Genomic DNA, 15,637 nt, shown 5'->3' with positions numbered 1-15,637 from the left:
TCCGGTCGCTTAGTAGCCGGTATTGCGATGCACCTGCGGCAATTCCTTGTCGGTGATCAGCGACCAGATCATCTGGCCGACGATTTCCGGCGCGATCACCGTGTGCATGTTGCCGGCGGCGGCCAGCTTGTCGCGCAATTGCGTCCGCACCGTGCGGCTGCCCGACAGGTCGAAAATCACGTCGATCTCGCCGCCCATTTCGGCGATGCGTTCGAGCGTTGTGACTTCGATCCCTTGTTCCTTGGCCATCGCCTTGGCCGGCGTGTCCTGCAATTCCGCAACAGCGCGAATGGCAAAGCCACGTTCGCGATAGCGCAGAAGCTCGCCGAGAAACTCACCGCCCACACGGCCTAGACCGACGATCGCAACACGGTAACTCACTGCTGGCCTCCTGGTGTTCGCGCAAAGTCGTAGCGCGTCCGGAAGCGGCTGACGATCAGCAACTTGGCACCGTCACGTTTCTTTCACGTCGGCGTCCTTTGACGCCTTCGCGTCGTTGTCCCTTGACGCCTTCGCGTCGTCGTCAGCGGCGTGGTTGGTAAAGCGTGCGTTGCCAAGTCCGGTGCCGATCGTCAGCACGCCCCAGCGGGCGACGTCGCGTTGGAACGGGACTTCGGACAGGCCCTGCACCACGGCGTCATTGTGCAGCAGCACAGTCGGCACGTGCCCGTCGATCTTCGGTAAGCGATCGCGCAGTTCGCGCGGCAGATTGAATTTCGACGATTCCCAATTGCCGCCCGGCAGATTCTGGCCGCCGCGATCGATCGAGCCGTCGGCTTCGATGATGCCGGGACAACCGACGCCGACGAACGGCGCCAGCTTCAGCCCGTCTTTGGCGGCGCGCGCGATCATCAGCTCGACCATCGCGGCGATCTGGTCGATCGCCTCGTCGCGCTTGGGTTCTTTCTCTTCATCGGCGTGGCGCCACAATTCGCGCGCATGGACGTCGGCGTTCTCGTGCCGCTTGCCACCCAAGGTGACCAGCCCGACGCGCACGTTCGATCCGCCGATATCGACCGCCAGAATCGAATCATGGCCTTTGAACATCCAGGCCGGTGCCAGATGCAGACAGCCAAGCAGGCCGGCGTCGTCGGGATGGTGGCGGATCGGGACCAATTCGATTGCGTGCCCGTCGGCCTTCAGCAGCAGCGAGGTACGACCGATCGCAAGTTCGCCGACGCGGCTGTCGCGCAGACCGCCGCCGACCACGACACGTTCGGTGTCGCGCCAGGCTTTGAGACGCAGGAAGCGGCGCACGATCGCGGCCAGTTCCTGCGCGAATTCTTCGATCGCGCTTTGCACCAGCGCTGCTTCTTCGCCCGAACCTTCGGCCAGCAGCTTGTCGAGTTTCTTTTTGCTGATCTCGTCGGACGGCGTGTCGCCCAGCGGATCGTCGCCGTGCTTGCGCAGCCGCTCACGCCATTCTTCGAGCAAGGTGCGGAAGGCGCGGTTTGAGGCGCGGTCGCCGATGAACCCCTCGGAGTCGCGTAGCTCGGCGTTGTAGGCGTCGACGGTGACGGACGGGAGATGGGCGGCGCCATGACCGGCAATCGGCGGCGCGTCGACTTCGCTGGTTTCGCTCATGAAAATCCCCGCAAAAGCGGGGATCCATGTATCCGCCGCAACGCTCTCAGAACGCTGCGGCGGTGGGATGGGTCCCCGCTTTCGCGGGGAAGCTTTACGGCTTGGCGACCGTGACCGTCTTGGTGCGCAGCGCCTGGATCAGCGAATCGACGTTGCCGCCGTTGCGCTCGATCACCGCGGCGAACTCGCTGCGCTGGGTCGTCGCCATGCTGACGCCGGCAACCGCCACGTCGACGATGCGCAGACCTTGCGCACCGTTGCGCACGCGCCACTCGACGTCGATCGGCGGGCCCTGCGGGCGCACGATTTGGCTGGTGACGACCGAATCATTGCCCTCGGTCCGCGCGCCGCCGACCTTGAACGTCTCGCCCGCATATTCGCGGAAGCGCGTCGCATAGGCGTCGACCAGCTGGTCTTCGAACAGCTTCAGGTAATCTTGCTGCTGCTGCGGGTTGGCGGCGTTCCAGTAGCGGCCCAGCGCGAAACGGCCAATCGTCGGTACGTCGAAATTGCCGTTGAGCAGCGCGCGGAAGCGCTGCTGCAACTCAGTCGCGCTGGCCTGCTTGTTGGTCAGCGCGGCGAGCGCCTTCTGCCCCAGATCGTTGATGAACTGCGCCGGGTTCTGGTTTTGCGCGCTGGCGGGTGCGGCGGCCGCAATCGCAAAGCAGGCGGCCAGGGCCAGGAAGGAACGTCGGATCATAAAATCATCCTTGCAGCGACGGGCGTCGGTAAATCCACGTGGCGGTAATGTAAAGCCAGCCCGCCCGCCGGCAACCGACCCAAGAGAACCCGATTGTGAATGCGTAGTTCCGAAACTCTTCGGCCACAGTCGTGCAGAGAGATGGGACTTCGGCGCCGATGCGCTAGATAGGGCGCGTCATGGAAAGCCTGCCTTTTGCGCCGCGCCCGAACCCGCCAACCCAAGCTGGCGCGGCCCCGTATCTTGCCCAGCTCAACGACATGCAGCGCCTTGCGGTCGAGTCGCTGGACGGACCTGTGCTGGTGCTGGCCGGCGCCGGTACGGGCAAGACGCGCGTCCTGACGACACGGCTGGTGCACCTGCTCAGCACGCGCCGCGCGCACCCATCGCAGATCCTGTCGGTGACCTTCACCAACAAAGCCGCGCGCGAAATGAAGGACCGCGTCAGCCTGTTGCTGGGCATGCCGGTCGAAGGCTGGTGGCTGGGCACGTTTCACGCACTCGCCGCCCGTCTTCTCCGGCGGCACGCCGAACTGGTCGGACTCAAGTCGAACTTCACCATCCTCGATACCGACGACCAGATCCGTCTGATCAAGCAGCAGCTCGAAGCGCTGCGGATCGACGACAAGAAATGGCCGGCGCGCGTCGTGCTGGGCGTGATCGAACGTTGGAAAGATCGCGCGCTGACGCCCGACAAACTTGCGGCCGGTGACGGCGGCGACGTTGCGGGCGGCCGCGTCGTCGAACTCTACCGCGAATATCAGGCGCGGTTGCGGGCGCTGAACGCATGCGATTTTGGCGATCTGTTGCTGCACAATATCGCGATCTTCCAGCAGCATCCCGACGTGCTGGCGGAACAGCATCGCCGCTTCAAATATCTGCTGGTCGACGAATATCAGGACACCAACGTCGCGCAGTATCTGTGGCTGCGCTTGCTGGCGCAGGGACAGAACAATGTCTGTTGCGTCGGCGACGACGACCAGTCGATCTATGGTTGGCGCGGTGCCGAAGTCGGCAACATTCTGCGATTCGAAACCGACTTTCCCGGCGCCAAGGTAATCCGGCTCGAACAGAATTACCGTTCGACCTCGCATATTCTGGCTGCTGCCAGCGGCGTGATCGCGCACAACCAAGGACGACTCGGCAAGACCTTGTGGACCGACGCGCCCGGCGGCGAGAAGGTGCGGTTATTCAGTGCCTGGGACGGCGAAGAAGAAGCGCGTCTGGTCGGCGACGAAATCGAAACGCTGCAACGCGCCGGTCGCTCGCTCAAAGACATGGCGGTTCTGGTGCGTGCCGGTTGGCAGACGCGCGAATTCGAAGAACGGTTCTTGCAGCTTGGATTGCCCTATCGCGTGATCGGCGGTCCGCGCTTTTACGAGCGCATGGAAATCCGCGACGCGCTGGCTTACTTCCGTGTCATCGTGCAGCCCGACGACGATCTGGCGTTCGAACGCATCATCAACACGCCCAAGCGCGGCATCGGCGACGCAACCATCCAGACCTTGCACGCCTATGCACGCGCCAACGCGATCCCGCTCACCGAAGCGGTGTTGCGTCTGGTCGATACCGACGAGTTGAAACCAAAACTGCGCGCAACGTTGCGCGCGCTGATGGGCGATTTCGGCCGCTGGCGCGATCAGGTCGGGCGTATCCGGCACACCGAACTCGCGCGCATCGTACTCGATGAAAGCGGCTACACCGCGATGTGGCAGGCCGACAAATCGCCCGAAGCCGAAGGCCGCCTCGACAATCTGAAAGAACTGGTCGACGCGCTCGACGAGTTCGAAACCTTGGAAGGTTTCTTGGAACACGTGTCGCTGGTGATGGATGTCGCCGACAATGCCGACGGCGACATGGCGACTTTGATGACGTTGCACGGGGCAAAGGGTCTGGAATTTCCCGTCGTGTTTTTGCCCGGCTGGGAAGAAGGTCTGTTTCCCAACCAGCGTGCGATGGATGAAAGCGGCATCGCCGGTTTGGAAGAAGAACGACGGCTGGCCTATGTCGGCATCACCCGCGCACGCGAACGCGCCTATATCAGCCACGCCGCCAACCGCCGCATGTTCGGCAGCTGGGCCGCGGCGATCCCGTCGCGCTTCGTCGAAGAACTGCCCGAGGCCGATGTCGAGCGCATGCACGACGCAACCGCGCACACGCACCAAGATCGATTCAGCAGCGGCTTCGACGCTTGGACGCACAGCCACGGGCTGAGCCGCGCCGTGAAATCGCCCGCGCGTGGCGTCGGCGAACGGCCCGTCGTGCTCGACGGGCGCGCCTATGTCACCGAACGCAAACGACCCGAGGTCGCGTATCGCAACGGCGAGCGCGTCTTCCACCAGAAATTTGGCTACGGAACCATCGTCTGGGTCGATAACGACAAGCTGGAGATCGACTTTGACGCTGCCGGTCGCAAGAAGGTGATGGACTCGTTCGTGGTCCCGGCTGACAAGGCGTCGTAATGCCGATTCCGACTCAACCAATCGCCGACCAGCTGTGGCGCGTCGAAGTGACGACGACGCGTGATGCCGCCGACGCCATCGCAGCCGTGCTCGAAGAATCTTCGACCGCCATCTCCGCGTTCGAACGTGGTGAGATCTGGGTGGTCGATGCGGTGCTGCTCGACGAGCCCGACCGCGCGCAGCTCGATGCGCAGCTGACCGTGGTTGCCGCCGCGGTCGGTGCGCCGGCGCCGGTTCTGACGGTTGAGAAATTGCCGCCGACCGACTGGCTGCAGCAAGTCTACGACTCGTTTCCGTCGCGCCGGCTCGGTCGGTTTCTGCTGCGCGGTTCGCATCTGAAAGACGCGCTGGCGCCGGCACCGATCGTGCTGACTTTGGATGCGGGCACCGCGTTCGGATCGGGCGAACATCCGACCACCGAAGGCTGCCTGCGCATGCTCGGCATGTTGGCGCGCGAAGGCATGCGGCCGCGCCATGTGCTGGATATGGGGTGTGGCTCGGGGATTCTCGCGCTCGCTGCGGCCAAGCAATGGCGCAAACGCGTCGTCGCGATCGACGTCGATGCGGAATCGGTGCGGGTCGCGCGCGAGAACGCGCAGTTGAACGGCACCATGCCGCTGGTGCGCGCTGAAGTCGGCAATGGCTATCGCGCGCCGATCGTGCGCCGCGAAGGTCCCTACGATCTCATTCTTGCGAATATTCTGGCGCGCCCATTGATCCGTCTTGCGCCCGATGCGCGCCGCAATCTTGCGCGCGGCGGCAAGCTTGTTTTATCGGGCCTGCTGCAACGGCAGGAACGCGCCGTGTTGCGCGCCCATGCGGCCCACGGGTTCAAGCTGGTGCGCCGCTGCCCGATCGGTGAATGGCAAACGTTGGTACTGACGCGATGAATGCTCCCAGGGATTCGGAATCCATGACTCGTCCAATCGATCTGCTCCGCGCCGAGCTGGCGAAGCGCAATCTCGACGCGTTTCTCGTGCCGCATGCCGATGAATGGCAGAACGAATACCAACCCGCGCGCAGCGCACGCCTGGCCTACATCTCGGGCTTCACCGGATCGGCCGGCATCGCGGTCGTGACGCGCGACCGCGCTGCGTTGTTCGTCGATGGTCGCTACACGCTGCAAGGCGCCAAGCAGGCGCCAGGCTTTGAACAAAAGCATCTGGTCAGCGATCCCTATGCGGCGTGGCTGGTCGACGCGCTGCCGAACGGTGGCAAGGTCGGCTATGATCCGAAGCTGATTACCGAGCAGGCGCGCAGCAATCTGCTCGCAGCGCTGGAAGGAAGCGCGCTCGAACTGGTCGCGGTCGAAACCAACCCGATCGACGCGGTGTGGCACGACCGTCCCGCAGCCTCGACCGCAGCGGCGCGCGCGCAGCCAGTCGAATTCGCCGGCGTCACTGCGGCCTACAAGCGCGCGCAGATCGCGGTCGACCTGTCGCAGCTGCGCAGCGACGCGCTGGTTGTGACCGCGCCCGATGTCATTGCGTGGTTGTTCAATCTGCGCGGCGGTGACGTCGCCCATACGCCGGTCGTGATGTCGACTGCGATCATCCGCAACGATTCGACCGCCGAGCTGTTCGTCGATCCGGCCAAGCTGGATGCCAATCTCGTCTTGTCGCTTGGCAACGCGGTGCAGGTGCGGCCGGAAACCGAATTCGCATCGGGCCTGGCTGCGCTGCGCGACAAGACCGTGCTGGTCGATTCGACGGCGCTGTCGGGCTGGGTGTTCGATCAGTTGCGCGGCGCCGGCGCCAAGCTGCGCAGCGGCACCGATCCCAACCTGCTGCGCCGCGCGCGCAAGAACGACGCGGAAATCGAAGGCACGCGCAACGCGCATCGCCGCGACGGCTGCGCCGTGGTGCGTTTCCTGCGCTGGCTCGAAACCGCCGAGAATGCCGACGAGCTGATCTGCGCCGACAAGCTGCTCGAATTCCGCAAAGCGGTGCCGGGCTTTCGCGACACGTCGTTTCATTCGATTTCGGCGGTCGGCCCCAACAGCGCGCTGCCGCATTACCGGTCGGATGAAACCAGCAACCGCAAATTCGAACGCGGCACGCTGTATCTGATCGATTCGGGCGGTCAGTACGATGACGGCACCACCGACATCACCCGCACCGTGTCGATCGGCGAACCGACACAAGAAATGCGCGATCGTTTCACGCGCGTCTTGAAGGGCCATATCGCGATCAGTGCGGCGCGGTTTCCTGTCGGCACCACCGGCCAGCAGCTCGACGCGCTGGCGCGGCTGCATTTGTGGGCGGTCGGCTGCGACTACGACCACGGCACCGGTCACGGCGTCGGCTCGTATCTGTCGGTGCATGAAGGACCGCAGCGCATCGCCAAACAGTCGAGCGCCGTGCCGCTCGAACCCGGCATGATCATTTCGAACGAGCCCGGCTATTACGCGGCCGGTCGTTGGGGCATCCGCATCGAAAATCTGGTGCTGGTCCGTCCGCCCGAAGCGGTGCCGGGCGGCGATCTGCCGGTGATGTCGTTCGAGACGCTGACTTTGGCGCCGATCGCGCGCGATCTGATCGACGCGGCGTTGTTGACGCGTGACGAGTGCGATTGGCTCGACGCCTATCACGCGCGCGTCTACGCGCTGCTCGCCGACGATCTCAACAAAGACGAGCGCGCCTGGCTGGCCGAGGCCACCGCGCCGGTGCGCTGATCCGTAAAAGAAAAACGCCCGGTTTTGCCCGGGCGTTTTTGTATCTCTATCGAGCGAGATCCAACGAAGGGCTTAGAAGCCCTCGCGGTCCATCCGCTTGCGCAGCATCTTGCGCGAACGGCGCACGGCTTCCGCCTTTTCGCGGGCGCGCTTTTCCGACGGCTTTTCGTAGTTACGACGCAGCTTCATCTCGCGGAAGATTCCCTCGCGCTGCATCTTCTTCTTCAGCGCGCGCAGGGCCTGGTCGACATTGTTGTCGCGGACGAGAACGTGGACGATCGTACTTACTCCGGGATGGGTCGCGGCCGGCCCAGCATCCCAATAGAGAAAAGCGTAGGGGCCACGACCACACATATGTTGGTCGCTCGAAGGCGCGGCTTCTAGCAGAGGCCGCCTGCCCTGTAAATGCGGGCTTTCCTGCCTTTTCTCCGGTTTCCGTCCCGCCCTGCCTGATTCAGGCCGCAATCCCCCGGCGATATGCGATTCGACGCGAGCAAATGAGGCGAATGATGAGCAAAGCCGGCCGGATTGGTGCGATTCTGATCCTGACTCTGGGTCTGCTCGACCTCACCGCGATCCTGTTTGCCTCGCATCGCAGCTGCGCCGAGCCGGTGCGACCGGACCGCGCAGCCGTCTCGGTACCGGTCCTGGTGGGCCCGATCGAGGCGCTCGATCCGCCGTCCCAGCCCGTGCTGTAGGCCTGGGCGGGCCGGTTTTCGGCCCGCGGTCGAAATTCCATCCTGTCGAACGTCATGGGGCAGGCGCGATGATCGTCGCGCCGACGACCGACGGAGACGACACGATGAAATACATGCTGCTGGCCCATGCCGACGATACGCCCTTCCAGGCGATGTCCCCGGCCGAAATGGAAAAGGCGGTGGGCGAGTACTACGCCTACACGATGGCCCTGGAGCAGGCGGGGATTCTGTTGGCGGCCGAGCGGCTGCGTCCGGCCGAAGACGCCGCCGTGGTGCGCGTCGGCCCGGATGGAACGCCGCGCGTGCTCGACGGGCCGTTCATCGAGACCAAAGAACAGCTCGGCGGTTTCTGGATGATTGAAGCCGCAAACCAGGACGAAGCAGTGCGCTGGGCAACGCGTTGTCCCGGTTCGCGCCATGGCACGATGGAAGTCCGCGCGGTCTGGGAACGGTCCTGAGCGCGGACGCGGTTCGCGCCGCCGCCGACCACGCGGCGCGAACCGCCTACGGCAAACTGGTCGCGTTGCTGGCGTCGCGCGGCTTCGATCTTGCCGCGTGCGAAGACGCGCTGGCGGATGCATTCGCCGCCGCGCTTGCGACCTGGCCCACCGACGGCGTGCCGCGCATGCCGGAAGCATGGTTGCTGATTTCGGCACGGCGCAAATTGATCGACCGCGCACGCCGCGATCGCACGCGCATGCAGGCCAGCGACGAGTTGTTGCGCCGTGCCGACGCCGACATTGCCTCGCCCGACGAGGCGCCCGCAATTCCCGACCAGCGTCTGGCCTTGCTGTTTGCCTGCGCGCATCCCGCGATCGAACCAGCAGCCCGCGCGCCGTTGATGTTGCAGGTCGTGCTGGGCTTCGATGCGGCGCGAATCGCAAGCGCATTTCTCGTTGCGCCGTCTACGCTTTCGCAACGTTTGGTGCGCGCCAAACGGCGGCTGCGCGACGCCAAAATCGCGTTCGAACTTCCATCCGCAGATCAGCTTGCGCCGCGTCTCGATGCAGTGGCACAGGCGATTTACGCCGCCTATGCCGATGGCTGGTTGGAGAATGATCCCGACCGTCGCGCGATCGCCGACGAAGCGGTGTGGCTGGCGCGCGTTCTGGCTGTATCGCTGCCCGGCGAAGCCGAAGCGCAAGCGTTGCTGGCATTGATTCTCTACGCCGATGCGCGGCGCGACGCGCGCGGCGTCGGCGGCGTATATGTGCCACTGTCGGCGCAGGATACACGGCTGTGGAATCACGCGCTGATCGACGAAGCCGAGTTGCTGCTGCGTCGTGCATTGACTTCGCACCGGCTGGGACGGTTTCAGCTCGAGGCCGCGATTCAATCGGCGCATATCGCACGCCGCTCGACCGGCACAGTCGATTGGACGGCGCTGGTCCAACTCTATGATGCGCTGACCTTGGTGACGGGCTCGATCGTGGCGCGCGTCAACGGCGCGGTGGCGGTCGCGCGGGCACAGGACGCGGCGGCGGGACTGGTGCGACTCGACGCGCTCGCCGCCGACCCGGCGCTGCGCGATTACCAGCCTTACTGGGCGGCGCGGGCGCACCTGCTTGGCGAAACCGGGGCCGTCGATGCCGCGCGCGAGGCCTATCTGCGTGCGATCGGCCTATCGAGCGACCCGGCACTGATCGAATTTCTGCGGGCGCAGATGCCGTGATGAGGCGGCCGCTACGGGGTCAGAAAAGACCAGAAAACCCCTGTCAAACGGCGATTTTCGCTAGGCGGTAAGGTTCCGTTGACCCTCGGCCGCCCATCCTGGCGGCCGTCCGAACGTGCGTGTCGTGGCTGCTCGCCGATCCCTTCGGTGGAACCGCCAGACAGGATCCTGTAGGGTCGCGCCCGATCGGAAGGCCTTGGAACAGTTCGGCAGAACACGATGAATCCGCAGGAAGTTGTCGACCTCATCGCACGCCACGAAAAGTGGCTGCAGAACCGTCCCGGCGGGCTGCGCGCAAACTTCGCGATGAAGGATCTCCAGGGCTTCGATCTGTCGAAGTCGAACCTGCAGAACGCCAAATTCTCGGGCGCCAACCTGTCGCGCTGCAATTTCTCCGACTGCGATCTGTCGACCGCTGACATGTTCGCGGCCTGCCTGCTCAAGGCCGATCTCAGCCGCGCCAACCTTGCGCGCGCCGACCTGCGCGGCGCCCAGCTGCGTGGCGCGAAGCTGCGCGGCGCCATTCTGCGCGACGCCGATCTGCGCGGTGGCGCGCTGCTCGACGGCCGTACGAACGAGCCGGTCGCGTTCAAAGAAACCACGATGAATTCCGCCGACATGGACGAAGCCGTCCTGTCGCGCGCCAATCTCGCTGGCGCGGATCTCAGCCAGGCCAGCCTCATCGGTGCCGACTGCCAAGGCGCGCTGATGACCGGCGCGAACCTGTCGCGCGCCGTGTTGCGCAAAGCCAATCTGACCAAAGCGAATTTGAAGGGCACCAACCTGATCGGTGCCGACCTGTCGGGTTCGAATCTCAAAGACGCCAATCTCGGCGGTGCGATTCTCGACGGCGCCAATCTGCGCGGCTGCAACCTCGAAGGTGCGTATCTGGTTGGCGCGTCGATGGACGGTGCCGACGTTACCGATGCCGTGCTGACGCGTCCGGCCGAAGATTTCTCGGTCACGATTCAGCGCAACTTGATGGAACACTTTGCCTGGATGTCGTCGAACGGACGTTCGGGTTCGCGCTGCGATCTCGAAGGCGAAGATCTCAGCCACATCGATCTGTCGGGCGTGAATCTTTCAGGTGCGAATCTGAAAGGCGTGAATTTGAAAGGCGCCAACCTCACCGGCACGCAGCTCGTGATGGTGGATTTGTCGGGCGCCAATCTGGAAGGCGCGAATCTCGCGGGCGCCGTGCTGGAAGGCGTCAATCTGCGTGGCGCATGCGTCGTCGGCGCCAAGCTTGAAAACGTGAAAATGGGCTTCGCCGAACTGCGCGACGGCAAAGGCAAATCGACCGGCCGTACCTGGGCCGCGAATCTCGCCGGCTGCAATCTCAGCAAAGCGATTCTGACCCGCGCCGATCTGCGTCAGGCCAATCTGACCGACGCTTCGTTTGAAGGCGCCGATCTGACCAGCGCCGATCTCACCGACTGCATTCTCGAAAACACCAAATTCGAGAAGGCCAAGACGGTCGACGCGAAGATCCCGGTCTGGAAGACGGAAGAAGAACTCGACGCCGAGTTCCTGCGTCAGCAGAAGCGCAAGCCGCGCATCTAACTTCGAGTCAGCGCTTCGGCTTGGGTTGTTCCGGCGCGGCCTGCGGCTGCGCCGGTGCTGCGTCGTCGCGTGCGGTCGCGCCGGCGGCCGGACCGCCGCAATCTTTCAGCCAGATGTCATAGACCGGGTGATCCATCGCTGAGAGCGCGGGGCTCGACGCGAACATCCAGCCTGAAAACACCCATTTCGACGCCTGTCCGGGTTTGGCTTCCCAAATACGCAAGAAGGCCGCCGACTCGCGTGGTTCTTCCGGCGGTGCTTTGCGGCAGGCCTCGACCTGCAAATTCAGCGTGCCGAAGGTGAAGGTCTGTCCGACGCGCGCTTCGATCGGACGGACGCGCGCGGTGATTTTGTCCAGCGCCTGCAACTCGGCGATCGGGTGATCGATCATCGATCCGGGCGGAAGCGCGGGCGGCAATTCAGCGTCGGCGGGCTTTTCCGGACGCGGTGCTGCGGCGCGCGGTTGCGCTGCCGGACGCGGTGCGTCTTGCGCCAACGCGGCGGCGGATGCGAGCGACGCGAGAAGCGCCGTGAGAGCGAAGACTTTCATGCTGGCCCGGAAGCTGGTCCGCAGAAACGGCGAAAAAGCGGCAGCTGTTATTTCGGTGCGGCAGTCGCGGGTGCGTTGCCGCTGTTCGCGTTCTTGTCTTTGTCGCCGCCCAGATTCTGCAGGCTAAAGATCACTTGGCCGAGCAGCTTGTCGAGGCTCGCTGCTGACTGGGTGCGTTCGATACGGCCGCCATTGGGGATGCGCGCATCGTCGCTGCCCGGTTCCAGCGCGACGAACTTGCCGCCCAGCAGACCTTCGCTGGTCACCGATGCGAGCGAATCTTTCGGCAGCTGCACTGCCGGATCGATCACCAAGCGCACGATGGCGAGAAAGGTTGTGGGCTCGATTTTGATGTCGGCGACCTGGCCGACTTTGACGCCGCTGACGCGCACGTCGCTGCCTTTCGACAGGCCGTCGATCGCAGAGAAGCGCGCGGTGAGTTCGTAGCCTTTGGCGATGGTCGGCGTCGACGCGCGGCCATAGGCGAAGACCAAGAAGCCGATCGCGACGAACAGGATCAGCGCACCCAGAATCGGTTCAACGACGCTGCGGTTCAAGTTGGCGGCGTCCAGGATTCATAGTCGCCAGTCGCCGGGCGGCGCTTGCCGCCTTCGAGCTGATGGCCCGGCGGACGGTACGCGTTTTCGGTGCCGGTCTGGTTCGCTTGCGGTGGCAACATCCAAGGACGCTGCGTCGCGGGCGACTCGCTCGGCGGAGCCACGGGCTGGTGATGCATCCACGCATGCCATTCCGGCGGCACGGTCGATGCTTCGGGTTCCCCGGCATAGATGACCCAACGACGTTCGCGCTTCGAGCCGCGACGTGCGGGGCCTTTGTAGTAGCGGTTTCCGAACAGATCCGTGCCCACCGACGTGCCACGACGCCAGGTGAAAAGCAGGATCGACGCGTTCGAAAGGGCGCGCAAAAGGGTCAGGCGGGCCATGGTTCGTTTGGCTACACCGGGCCGTGCTGCGGCACAAGGCGGGCCGCTGCACGGCACCTCGCAGAAATTTCCGCTGCCCGCACCCGACCGGGCAAAAGTTGCGCGGCGGCCGCAGGGACCGTCGAGAAAAAGCCAGGGTTTTCAATTGTCCGTGCCTAGCACGTGATTTGCAGAGGGGAGAGGCACAACCGACCACGGAGTACCCCGTGACCGAAACGACGCGCCTGAAACAGGCCCTGCACGAAGTAACGCCCGCCGAACTCTATCGAGACGCGGTGCCTCCCGGCGCGACCAGCGTCTATGCCGAGGTCCGGCTGCACGGGAAGGTCATTGCCACGCTCTATAATAGCGGCGTCGCGGCGACATCGGGCGTCGACCCCCGGATCGAAAACCTGCCCAGCCTGCGCAATGCGCGCGGCAGCGGCCCGACCCTGGCGCAACGGCGCGCCGAAGACATTGCACGCGCGGTCGGCGGCACCATCGTTCTCGCCAACAGCGCGCAAAATGTCGTGCAGCGTCCGCTGCCACCCGCGCAACGCTATGTCGATTACAGCGCCGTTGCCCGCGCCCAGTCGCAACTGCGCAGCCGCGGCGCGACCATCTAAAGCGCCCATCTAGGACTGGGCGCGACGCAATTCGCGCGCTACCTCCTGGCGTCAAGCACGTAGGCTTGCCGGGAGAGTTGGATGTCGATCGACGCGCGCCTCAAAGAGCTGAACATCGAATTGCCGCCGGGCGGCACGGTCGCCGGCAACTACGTGCCGTACGTCAAGACCGGCAATCTGCTGTTCATCTCAGGCCAGCTGCCGCTGCGCGACGGCAAAGTTGCGATCACCGGCGTCGTCGGTCGCGACGTGACGTTGGAGGCGGCGCGCGACGCGGCTCGCTTGTGCGCCATCAATATTCTCGCCCAGACCAAAGCCGCGCTTGGCGGCGATCTCGAAAAAATCCGCCGCGTCGTCAAGCTGGGGGTCTTCGTCGCTTGCGTGCCCGAGTTCACGCAGCAGCCCGACGTCGGAAACGGGGCATCAGACCTGTTCGTCGAAGTGCTGGGCGATCGCGGCCGTCACGCGCGCTCGGCCGTAGGTGCGCCGTCGCTGCCGCGCAACGGTGCGGTCGAGATCGACGCCATCATCGAGGTCGAATAGCGAACGTGGACGGGATCGCGCCGACGCTGACGGTCGTCGAGCGCATCGCCGATCTCGATCCGGCGGCGTGGAATGCGTGCGCCGGAGCGGACAATCCGTTCGTCGCGCATGAATTTCTCCATGCGCTGGAAGCGAGCGGGTCGGCGACGGCGGAGACCGGCTGGTTGCCACAGCATCTGGTGCTGACGCACGACAATATTCTGCTCGGCGTCGTGCCGTGTTTTTTGAAGTCTCATTCCTACGGCGAATATGTCTTCGACCATGGCTGGGCGCAGGCCTATGAGCGCGCCGGCGGTCGCTACTATCCCAAATTGCAGGTCGCGGTGCCGTTCACGCCAGTACCGGGACCGCGCTTGTTGATTCGTCCGGAATTCGACCGCGCGCCGATCGCGGCGGCATTGATCGACGGGCTGCAATCGCTTGCCGCGGCGCATCGCGCATCGACCGTGCACGCAACCTTTCTGAACGACCGCGACGCCGACGCGTTTGCCGCGGCTGGCTGGTTGGCGCGCGAAGGCGTGCAGTATCACTGGGCCAACGACGGCTACGCGACGTTCGAGGATTTTCTCGGGGCGCTGTCGTCGGCAAAACGAAAAGCGATCCGGCGCGAACGACGCGCCGTCGCCGCAGCCGGTGTCGAGATCGTTGCGGTCAGCGGCGACGAATTGAATTCAAGTCATTGGGACGCGTTCTGGCGCTTCTATCGCAGCACGTCCGATCGCAAATGGGGCAGCCCCTATTTGACGCGACGCTTCTTCGACCGGCTGGGCGAAACCATGGCCGATCGCGTCGTGTTGATTCTGGCGCGGCGTGACGGGCGTTGGATCGGCGGCGCGCTGAATCTCATCGGCAGCGACACGTTGTTCGGCCGCAACTGGGGCGCAACCGAAGATGTGCCGTTCCTGCATTTCGAAGCTTGCTACTACAAGGCGATCGAGTTCGCGATCGAGCGCGGCCTGCAGCGTGTCGAAGCGGGCGCGCAAGGCGAGCACAAGATTCAACGCGGCTATCTGCCGGTGAAAACGCGCAGCGCACATTACGTCGCCGACCCACGCTTCCGCAGCGCGCTGGAATCTTGGCTCGAACATGAACGGGATGCGATGGACGAAGAACGCGCGGCGCTGGCGGCGCTGTCGCCGTTTCGCGAAGACTAGTAGGGCGTACGGTCGGCCTTCGCCGCCCAGTCGTGCATCACGGCGGCGGCTTCCTCTTGCAGCGACTGTTCGGCGACGACGCGACGCGCATGGGGCGGGCGGCGCAGCTCGTCGAAAATCTCGCCATCATCGAACCCGATCGACGCCGCATCGCTGCACGCGGCTGCGTAGACGATCCGTCCGATCCGCGCCCAATGAATCGCGGCCAGGCACATCGGGCACGGTTCGCAGCTGGCATAGATCGTCGACCCCGACAGGTCGAACTGTCCGACTGCAGCGGCAGCGTTGCGGATCGCTGTGACTTCGGCGTGGGCGGTCGGATCGCCGCTGGCGACGACGCGGTTCCAGCCTTCGCCGATGATCTTGCCGTCGCGCACGACGACGGCGCCGAACGGCCCGCCTTCGTTCGACTCCATGCCGGCGCGCGAAAGCGCAATCGCGCGGCGCAGAAAAACTTCGTCGCTCATGAAAGGGAAAGAACGAGCCGGC

18 protein-coding genes are annotated in these 15,637 nt (G+C 64.6%); 10 read left to right on the top strand and 8 right to left on the bottom strand.

The annotated features are described in order from the left end of the window. Positions 1-9 precede the first annotated feature (9 nt). From TMPK1_RS14335 to TMPK1_RS14325, 3 genes are all read right to left on the bottom strand, one after another. Positions 10-381, bottom strand: a complete 372-nt coding sequence (locus tag TMPK1_RS14335) for a Gfo/Idh/MocA family oxidoreductase (RefSeq protein WP_420243733.1) — start codon at positions 379-381, stop codon at positions 10-12. Positions 382-453: 72 nt separating this feature from the next. Beyond that, the gene (locus TMPK1_RS14330) at positions 454-1,584 is read right to left on the bottom strand and encodes a hypothetical protein (RefSeq protein WP_420243732.1); all 1,131 of its coding nucleotides are present in this window, start codon (positions 1,582-1,584) and stop codon (positions 454-456) included. A 94-nt stretch (positions 1,585-1,678) separates the two neighbouring features. Then, positions 1,679-2,284: an MlaC/ttg2D family ABC transporter substrate-binding protein gene (locus TMPK1_RS14325; RefSeq protein ID WP_420243731.1), complete on the bottom strand. Its 606-nt coding sequence runs from the start codon at positions 2,282-2,284 to the stop codon at positions 1,679-1,681. Positions 2,285-2,463: 179 nt separating this feature from the next. Between TMPK1_RS14325 and TMPK1_RS14320 the strand changes: the two genes are divergently transcribed. Genes TMPK1_RS14320 through TMPK1_RS14310 form a run of 3 tightly spaced genes read left to right on the top strand, consistent with a single transcriptional unit; the run spans position 2,464 to position 7,420 of the window. Continuing rightward, on the top strand, positions 2,464-4,746 hold the full coding sequence (locus TMPK1_RS14320; protein WP_420243730.1) for an ATP-dependent helicase: 2,283 nt from the start codon (positions 2,464-2,466) through the stop codon (positions 4,744-4,746). Next, positions 4,746-5,636 (top strand): 50S ribosomal protein L11 methyltransferase, encoded by an 891-nt coding sequence (locus TMPK1_RS14315; protein ID WP_420243729.1) that lies wholly within the window; start codon positions 4,746-4,748, stop codon positions 5,634-5,636. Before TMPK1_RS14320 ends, TMPK1_RS14315 begins: the two co-directional genes overlap by 1 nt. Before the next feature lie 23 nt (positions 5,637-5,659). Then, the gene (locus TMPK1_RS14310; protein WP_420243728.1) at positions 5,660-7,420 is read left to right on the top strand and encodes an aminopeptidase P family protein; all 1,761 of its coding nucleotides are present in this window, start codon (positions 5,660-5,662) and stop codon (positions 7,418-7,420) included. A gap of 72 nt (positions 7,421-7,492) precedes the next feature. Here the strand turns inward: TMPK1_RS14310 and rpsU are convergent, their stop codons facing one another. Continuing rightward, a complete protein-coding gene (gene rpsU, locus TMPK1_RS14305; protein WP_420245669.1) occupies positions 7,493-7,699 on the bottom strand; it encodes a 30S ribosomal protein S21 in 207 nt (68 codons plus the stop codon). Positions 7,700-7,929: 230 nt separating this feature from the next. On the opposite strand from rpsU, the gene TMPK1_RS14300 reads away from it, so the two are divergent. The 4 genes from TMPK1_RS14300 to TMPK1_RS14285 all read left to right on the top strand — a co-directional run bounded on the left by TMPK1_RS14300 (position 7,930) and on the right by TMPK1_RS14285 (position 11,353). After that, positions 7,930-8,118 carry a hypothetical protein gene (locus TMPK1_RS14300; protein WP_420243727.1) on the top strand — a complete coding sequence of 63 codons (189 nt, stop codon included), beginning with the start codon at positions 7,930-7,932 and terminating at the stop codon, positions 8,116-8,118. Positions 8,119-8,186: 68 nt separating this feature from the next. Continuing rightward, positions 8,187-8,576 carry a YciI family protein gene (locus TMPK1_RS14295; protein WP_420243726.1) on the top strand — a complete coding sequence of 130 codons (390 nt, stop codon included), beginning with the start codon at positions 8,187-8,189 and terminating at the stop codon, positions 8,574-8,576. Continuing rightward, entirely contained in the window at positions 8,519-9,790 is a 1,272-nt protein-coding gene (locus tag TMPK1_RS14290; protein WP_420243724.1) for an RNA polymerase sigma factor, read from the top strand. Before TMPK1_RS14295 ends, TMPK1_RS14290 begins: the two co-directional genes overlap by 58 nt. Positions 9,791-10,009: 219 nt before the next feature. Further along, positions 10,010-11,353 (top strand): pentapeptide repeat-containing protein, encoded by a 1,344-nt coding sequence (locus tag TMPK1_RS14285; RefSeq protein ID WP_420243723.1) that lies wholly within the window; start codon positions 10,010-10,012, stop codon positions 11,351-11,353. Positions 11,354-11,360: 7 nt separating this feature from the next. On the opposite strand, the gene TMPK1_RS14280 is transcribed toward TMPK1_RS14285, so the two are convergent. From TMPK1_RS14280 to TMPK1_RS14270, 3 genes are read right to left on the bottom strand one after another with little or no spacing between them, the layout of a single operon-like run. Next, the gene (locus TMPK1_RS14280) at positions 11,361-11,903 is read right to left on the bottom strand and encodes a DUF2155 domain-containing protein (RefSeq protein WP_420243722.1); all 543 of its coding nucleotides are present in this window, start codon (positions 11,901-11,903) and stop codon (positions 11,361-11,363) included. Positions 11,904-11,950: 47 nt separating this feature from the next. After that, complete coding sequence (mlaD, locus tag TMPK1_RS14275) at positions 11,951-12,460, bottom strand: outer membrane lipid asymmetry maintenance protein MlaD (RefSeq protein ID WP_420243721.1); 510 nt, start codon at positions 12,458-12,460, stop codon at positions 11,951-11,953. Continuing rightward, entirely contained in the window at positions 12,457-12,846 is a 390-nt protein-coding gene (locus tag TMPK1_RS14270) for an NADH:ubiquinone oxidoreductase subunit NDUFA12 (RefSeq protein ID WP_420243720.1), read from the bottom strand. The genes mlaD and TMPK1_RS14270 overlap by 4 nt, the downstream gene beginning before the upstream one ends. A gap of 206 nt (positions 12,847-13,052) precedes the next feature. Between TMPK1_RS14270 and TMPK1_RS14265 the strand changes: the two genes are divergently transcribed. The 3 genes from TMPK1_RS14265 (at position 13,053) to TMPK1_RS14255 (ending at position 15,148) form a co-directional block, all read left to right on the top strand. Next, positions 13,053-13,451 carry a hypothetical protein gene (locus TMPK1_RS14265; RefSeq protein WP_420243718.1) on the top strand — a complete coding sequence of 133 codons (399 nt, stop codon included), beginning with the start codon at positions 13,053-13,055 and terminating at the stop codon, positions 13,449-13,451. A gap of 81 nt (positions 13,452-13,532) precedes the next feature. Further along, positions 13,533-13,994, top strand: a complete 462-nt coding sequence (locus TMPK1_RS14260; RefSeq protein WP_420243717.1) for a RidA family protein — start codon at positions 13,533-13,535, stop codon at positions 13,992-13,994. 5 nt (positions 13,995-13,999) lie between these two features. Further along, positions 14,000-15,148, top strand: a complete 1,149-nt coding sequence (locus TMPK1_RS14255; RefSeq protein ID WP_420243716.1) for a GNAT family N-acetyltransferase — start codon at positions 14,000-14,002, stop codon at positions 15,146-15,148. Here the strand turns inward: TMPK1_RS14255 and TMPK1_RS14250 are convergent. Next, complete coding sequence (locus TMPK1_RS14250) at positions 15,145-15,615, bottom strand: nucleoside deaminase (protein WP_420243715.1); 471 nt, start codon at positions 15,613-15,615, stop codon at positions 15,145-15,147. The genes TMPK1_RS14255 and TMPK1_RS14250 overlap by 4 nt on opposite strands. Positions 15,616-15,637: the final 22 nt, after the last annotated feature.

Source organism: Roseiterribacter gracilis (assembly GCA_018332375.1).
In the GTDB taxonomy this organism is placed as follows: Bacteria; Pseudomonadota; Alphaproteobacteria; order BOG-932; family Roseiterribacteraceae; genus Roseiterribacter; species Roseiterribacter gracilis.
Note: the sequence above shows the minus strand (reverse complement) of the source record. Positions and strands in the feature narration are given on the sequence as shown.